The sequence below is a fragment of the Phocaeicola coprocola DSM 17136 genome (assembly GCF_000154845.1).
GTDB classification, from domain to species: Bacteria; Bacteroidota; Bacteroidia; order Bacteroidales; family Bacteroidaceae; genus Phocaeicola; species Phocaeicola coprocola.
The window spans coordinates 42,205-48,695 of the sequence record NZ_DS981483.1 but is presented as its reverse complement, the minus strand read 5'-3'; the positions used below and the strand labels follow the sequence as shown (position 1 = coordinate 48,695).

General features: G+C 38.3%; 7 protein-coding genes. 1 reads left to right on the top strand and 6 read right to left on the bottom strand.

Translation table 11 applies throughout. The features are described 5' to 3' along the window. Window positions 1–959: transposase (locus BACCOP_RS10455; protein ID WP_007568997.1), on the top strand; the 959-nt coding region annotated here is incomplete at its 5' end. A gap of 233 nt (window positions 960–1,192) precedes the next feature. On the opposite strand, the gene BACCOP_RS10450 is transcribed toward BACCOP_RS10455, so the two are convergent. The 6 genes from BACCOP_RS10450 to BACCOP_RS10425 form a co-directional block, all read right to left on the bottom strand. Beyond that, window positions 1,193–2,284: a BF3164 family lipoprotein gene (locus BACCOP_RS10450; protein ID WP_007568995.1), complete on the bottom strand. Its 1,092-nt coding sequence runs from the start codon at window positions 2,282–2,284 to the stop codon at window positions 1,193–1,195. A 282-nt stretch (window positions 2,285–2,566) separates the two neighbouring features. Continuing rightward, window positions 2,567–2,791, bottom strand: coding sequence for an NVEALA domain-containing protein (locus BACCOP_RS10445; protein WP_007568993.1), 225 nt, complete (start codon window positions 2,789–2,791; stop codon window positions 2,567–2,569). A gap of 203 nt (window positions 2,792–2,994) precedes the next feature. Further along, complete coding sequence (locus BACCOP_RS10440; RefSeq protein ID WP_007568990.1) at window positions 2,995–3,885, bottom strand: DUF1573 domain-containing protein; 891 nt, start codon at window positions 3,883–3,885, stop codon at window positions 2,995–2,997. A 15-nt stretch (window positions 3,886–3,900) separates the two neighbouring features. Next, on the bottom strand, window positions 3,901–4,134 hold the full coding sequence (locus BACCOP_RS10435; RefSeq protein ID WP_007568988.1) for an NVEALA domain-containing protein: 234 nt from the start codon (window positions 4,132–4,134) through the stop codon (window positions 3,901–3,903). A 130-nt stretch (window positions 4,135–4,264) separates the two neighbouring features. After that, window positions 4,265–5,323 carry a hypothetical protein gene (locus tag BACCOP_RS10430; protein ID WP_235776962.1) on the bottom strand — a complete coding sequence of 353 codons (1,059 nt, stop codon included), beginning with the start codon at window positions 5,321–5,323 and terminating at the stop codon, window positions 4,265–4,267. A gap of 75 nt (window positions 5,324–5,398) precedes the next feature. Further along, window positions 5,399–6,463: a BF3164 family lipoprotein gene (locus tag BACCOP_RS10425; RefSeq protein ID WP_007568983.1), complete on the bottom strand. Its 1,065-nt coding sequence runs from the start codon at window positions 6,461–6,463 to the stop codon at window positions 5,399–5,401. Window positions 6,464–6,491 lie beyond the last annotated feature (28 nt).

Genomic DNA, 6,491 nt, shown 5'->3' with positions numbered 1-6,491 from the left:
GCAAAAGAAAAGCCATCGCCATCGATCCTTCCTATATTCCCAAATCAGGCAAGAAGACACCTTGGATAGGTTACTTCTGGTCTGGTTGTGCAGGAGAATACAAGCGTGGACTGGAAATCATGGGCATCGGTGTCATTGACATCGACAATCATGAATGCATGACTTTAGGTTCCATTCAGACGCCGGATTGTAAGACCTTGGATAATATGGACAAGAGCCTCGTTGACTGGTACAGCAGCTATCTTATCAGTAGAAAAGACAAGCTACAGAGCCTGTCCAGAACGGTGGTTGCAGACGCATTCTTTTCCAAGGAAACATTCATAACACCTATGTGTGAGAACGATTTCCATGTCATCAGCCGCTTTCGGAATGACGTAATCCTGTACTATCCGACATTGGAGCAGAAAACAGGAAAACGTGGTCATCCCAAGTGGTTTGACGGCAGGATTGACTTTGCCAATCTGGATTTGACCCGGTGCAAGGAATACGAGGTGAACAAAGGAAAGCTATACGGATTGAGGGTATATGCAAAAGCTCTCAAAAGGTATGTTTCCTTAGCCGTCTGGTATCCGATGGACGGGAGGACAGACAAGTGGCAGCTTTACTTCTCTACAGACGATTCCATGGATGGACGTGAGGTGCTGGATTATTACAGAACCAGGTTCCAACTGGAATTTTGCTTTAGAGATGGCAAGCAGCATGCAGGAATCACCAACTGCCAGTCAACCGACTTCAGGAAGTTGGATTTTCACTTCAATGCATCGCTCGCAGCTGTCAACTTGGCCAAAGCGGCATGTAAGAGGCTCGGAATAGCCTATTCCATATCCTCTTGCAAGTCATTCATACACAATGCTTATATGCTTGAACGATTTATTTGCGTGTTCGGGATTAACCCAGACATGCAAGTTATTGACAAACTTTTCAAAGAACTCATTTTATTTACTGCCAGAGCCGCTTAGGCTTGGCGAATTTTTAACGAACTATTATATAGCATATATGATAAAATAAGTAGAAAAAATATTCTTCTCATTGCAAATTCAACTTTTGTTTTACTATAGAAAGTCCATTTTCTTCAGGAGATTGATAATAGAGTTTATATAGAATAAGGAACAGAACTTATGATTATCAGTACCCTAAAACCTTATTCTATATAATGTCTAATATATGTTTTTAATGTTACTTTTTTTCATTACTAAAAATCAAAATAAACAATTTCTGCATTCAAAGAAATTCCATAAATTCTTTTCTTGTTTATATCCACTACAAAATCACAAATTGGACAATCCAATATATACTTAGACAAACATTTCCCATCCATAGAAAACACATACAAGCAATCAGAATAGGAATAATGTACTTTATCATCTTTTGACTTGCCTGAATAAAGTGCATAAATCTTACCTTCCACAGCCTTTATATCCAAATAGGCTCTTCTCGATTCAGGAGATTTTACCAATACAGAATTACTAACAGAACGATTGAAATCAAATTTAAAACTAAAGCCCCTTTTGGGCCCTTTTAACATTAAAACAGATTTCCCCATAGTATCATATACCTCAATAAGATCTAAATATTTACCAGCTAATACAATATAAGAGCGAGAATCATCCACACATAGATGAGTGGAAAAAATATCAGACATAATGGAAGGGGAAAAACGATCTTTAAACTGAAAAGAAGAATTCAACACAGATTGTTTGTTCATGTTCAATGGGTCGCAAATAAAGAAACGTTCTTTATAGCAGAATAGACTATTCACAACAAAACGGCCATCATTCAACCAGTGAGGATTATTTATTCCCAATAATAGAGAGTCTCGTAAATTAATAATATTCCAATCATCAGTAGAAGTAGAAAGAGATAAATCAAAACAAGGGCGACCAACCCATAATTGACGGGTCACATCAAATGTCCAATAAGATAAAGAATCAGTTGACATATCAAAACTTGCAGCCGATAATAATTCCATTGGAGCATTTCCTTTTAAATAAACAGCTCCCAGATAAGTTTTTCCTGATATTGAATAACAACGTACTAGTGTGTCCGAAGAATACGCAGCATCAGCAACCCATAACAAGGAATCACCTAAACCTAGACAAATAGGATTACAAATTACAGAGTCATTAAAAATAGCTGAATGTAAAACATGTACATCTGAAAAAGATTCATCTTCAAAATAAGTTATATCAGTAATATTGACCAACTCACTTTCCAAAGTCCGATTAGAATCGGAGCATGCAGTCAAATAAAATAATAATACTATAAAACAAAACAAATCCTTCATTTTTAAACTAATATATCTGATTTATGATAAAGTAACAAATGAAATATCCCACTTTCGTAATATGAACAATAAAAATAACTTCTGCAAACTCCTACTAACAAACACTTGATCTTAAAAAGCGCTTGTATTAAAATCCGCTGAAGTTATTTATTACTGTTACATAGTCACAAAATCAATAATTCACAGAGCTAGTCTATCTGTCGAATAGACCAACTAAAACTTTGTTAAATCCGTGTTTTGAACTTATTAACAAAAGCATTGCGAATTAAAGACAGCGACAAACTAACATTCATCCTGTCCTTCAAGAATATCGCCTGATGACAATTTGCATTCATCACCTGGATCAGGACAACATTTTACAGTTCCGCTTTCTCCTCCTGCCAATGCTTCTACATTAGCCATAGCTAAATCTGACATTTCAACCTCCTGCTGTGAAGCATATACACTATAACCAGCAACCAAAGCAAATGCGGATGCAAAAACTACTTTCAATATTTTCTTATTCATTTTAGTTCAAATTTTTACTTTAATTAATTTATAATTCTAATAATTTCTAGGGAGGAACACCCTCCAATTTGTGGTATTAAAAATAATAATTATCTTTGTATAGGTAACACCTCCTTTCTTCGATTGGACGGGTTTAACATGGAGTGGAATATGATGTTCATTGTTTGCAGACATATATTCATGTTTCCACTCTTTTCCATATCTCATTTTTTGACTGTTCCCCAAAAGTCCAAAGTAAAGGACTTCTCGGGGATATTGCCATATATCGTTATGGTACGCCAGAAATCACCCGGCTCTTCCGCCTTGTATTCAACCGTCATTGCAGCTTTCCCTCCGGGTGGAATCTCATCCCAGTCGTATTCCGCAGTCATGCAGTCGCATGAAGTTGTTGTTCCCTTTATTCGGAACACTTCCTTTCCGGTATTCCTCAGGATAATCTTCCTGCTTGCAGTCATATTTTTACCTACCACACCATAGTGATATTCCGCAGAATCTGCCTGAATCGTGGTGACCGGCTGTGAAACAGCTTCAATTCCCGTTATTTCCTTCAGGTAAAGGTCCTTCACAGAAAGATTATGAATCGGATTACCTATCACTTTTACTCTATTAGCCGAATCCACAAGAAAGGTCTGGAAGATCATTTCCCCGGGAAAACGGTTCAGTCTGTAGAAACTGTCTTCCGTGTCCATACATACAGGATGCGAGAAATTGTCTCGTTTCAAAATGTATCTCAATTCACTGACATCTTTTGTCTGGAAGAAGAATACAAACGGGACATTACCATCACTAAGCGAATCAACCTCGTGCATAAATTTCTTCCAGTTGGGTAGCTGAAGCTTACAACTGATACATCCCACAGAGTCTACAAAGACTACTACCTTATAGTCCGACTTAGGAATCCTATAAGGAACCGTATCTGTAACAAAACGCGTGAACACAGGATTATCGGGGAAACGGATTTCCTTGTTGTTCCATTCCTTAACCAAAAATTCTATCTTTGCACGCTCATTCTTCTGGCAGGACATAGCAAAAAACAAGAGACAGATGAATGATATCTTTATGAAACCATAGACAATTGAATGCTTTATTTCCATAGGTTCAAGAGTGACTTATTCGTTAAAACTCCAACCGGACACGACATATTTTACTTTTATTGCATTAATTGGACAATCGACGCATCCCAGTCCCGCACAATGAACCGGGGTTAAATTTTCTCCACCAGCTAAGGCTTCTACATTCTGCATTAAAATATTGTATTCTGTCTTCTTGGGATAATGTAGAAACGCAACTGTACCCACAATACAAATAACGATAACCGTAAATAAAACCAATGTTCTCTTCATCTTAATTACATTTAAAATTTTGTCATGACGAAATTAAGTATAAAAATTGTCTTTATAAAAATTGTTCAGGACCTCAATCCATACAAGAAACACAATCCACTATAATACAGATACATGCAATCAATAAATGTCAGTTCATGTCAGTTGGATCCAAAGGGAGAATCAGACGATAAGCTCCGTTTCCGTCACTATGCAACGTAACGGATGAGAATTGTTTAAGCTTCTTCCTAAAGCGTTCAATCATTTTATAAAAGCTGTCCAATGAATATTCTTCAAGGTCTTTACCCATAATCTGATAAATCTCATATTTGGTCAATGTATGGTCGGATGCTTTGAGAAAGTGCTCCAACAGCACAGACATGGCAGGGGAAAGTTTCTCAATGACACCGTTACCATCACAAAACAAACGCCGTTCGGCATCAAAAAACACATCGTGCTCCAGTCTGTAGACACGGGCCTTTATATGTCTGGGCTTATTGCGTAATTTGACAGGAAGTGGCACTTTTTCGACTATCTTTTCCACCACCACAGTTCGTTTCGAAACCAACTGATTCAGTCTGTCGTAAAACAACCAGAAAAAAATATACATACACCAAAGAAGGACAACCGTTATAACCATTCCGCCCGGTAGAAGACTCCACCAGGAATAAGAAATATAACCGGATAATTCCATTTCCAGACGATAACCCAAATAGGTGGAGACCAGACTATCCGACGGAGCAAACTCTTCCATTGCTCCCGAAACAAAGCTCGAAACTTTTCCCGACAAATCGGTTATTCTGGAACATACCCCTGTCTTACCTTCTATATCGGATAATGCCAACTGCTTATCCCAGGCATAGTGCAAGGAATCAAAAGGAAACGGATATTTCTCAAGAATTAAGCTGAGATAAATATTCTTATCTCCATCTTTAAAATAAGCGTTATTCCGCCTGTGTAAAGGAAGATGATAAACATGAGTTCCATCCTGTGATGCAAATACCACAGAATCTGGAATATCGGTTTCTAAAGTCTTTTGCTGAAATAAAGAAGTGACAGTATGAAAACCATATATCTCCATTTTATCCAATTTATTCAGTTCGTTTCCCACTGCCTCAAGAAAAACAGCTTTAGCCTGCCGGCTCCATGCTTGCTCACGTTGCTTACACGCATTGAATATTAATATACCATATACTATAGTAAAAAGCATACAAGCAACTAGTACTCCTATCCTGATAATATTCTTTCTTTTAACTATATATGTCATATTCATTATTGGAGCTCATTATTTCTTTAAATCAAATCTCGTTATCAGATTGTCTGTAAACACGTCTGTTGCAAGAAATAATTTTTTTACTTCATCCACCCAAATTCCACAAACAGGCTTGTTAAGTTCATAACACTTTACAGGTAATCCAGTCAATGTAAAGGTATAAAGCTTACTGCCTCCGTCAGGCAAATGTATTCCTTGCTTCTCACTCCGGGCAATTTCCTTGAATGAAATCCCCTGAAAAACTGCATAAATCAAATGTTCTGTTACTTTCACATCGTGGAAGCCCATAATGCCGATAGGTAAGCCATATCCTTGTGATATATGAAATAGGGGTTCCCCATGTGGACCGTAATAAACATAGTGTTCTCCGGTCTTTAAATTAAATATCTCTATGACTTCGCCCAACTGGGTAACCATGGCCAGCACACCGTTTTTCGGATTATAATCCACGAAACTGCGCCATGCCTGCGCCAAAGCAGTCTTTCCGGAGTCCTCCATACTTCTTTCGCTGGGTATGGCGCCTATGCTCTCTTTAATCTGCCCGTGTGCATCCAATACATGGTAACGGTAATTACCGGTATAGTCTGTTACCAGAAATCCTTCATCTGTCTTGCAAAAGTCCAGGGTGCGTATAAGGCGCTCATCCAAAAGTATTTCTTCCGCACGTTCGACATTGCTTGACGAAGCGGATATACGCCAACGGGTTATCTGTCGGCGGTTGGAATCAAGCACCCACACAGAATCGGGAGAACAGATTCTGACGCGTTCGGCAGAAAGTACCTCTTCCGGTCCTTCTCCACGTCTGCCGAATGAAGTGATATACCTCCACTCCGGATAGGTGAATGCATGGAGAAAGCAACTGTCAGGATGCAGGTCAAGAATGACCGCAAGACTGTCCTTTATTTCCACCCGGTAAGGATAGCGCAGGTAAACGCTATCACAAGAGATGGCTTTCGCCAGCGACAGAGTTCTCACTTCTGGAAAATCCATATAACGTGGATATACTTCTTTGGACACGAAATGGCAATTATAAAACAATAACAACATTCCGATCACTATAATAATTTTCTTTTTCATAAAAATTAATCACTCATTTTTACAAATT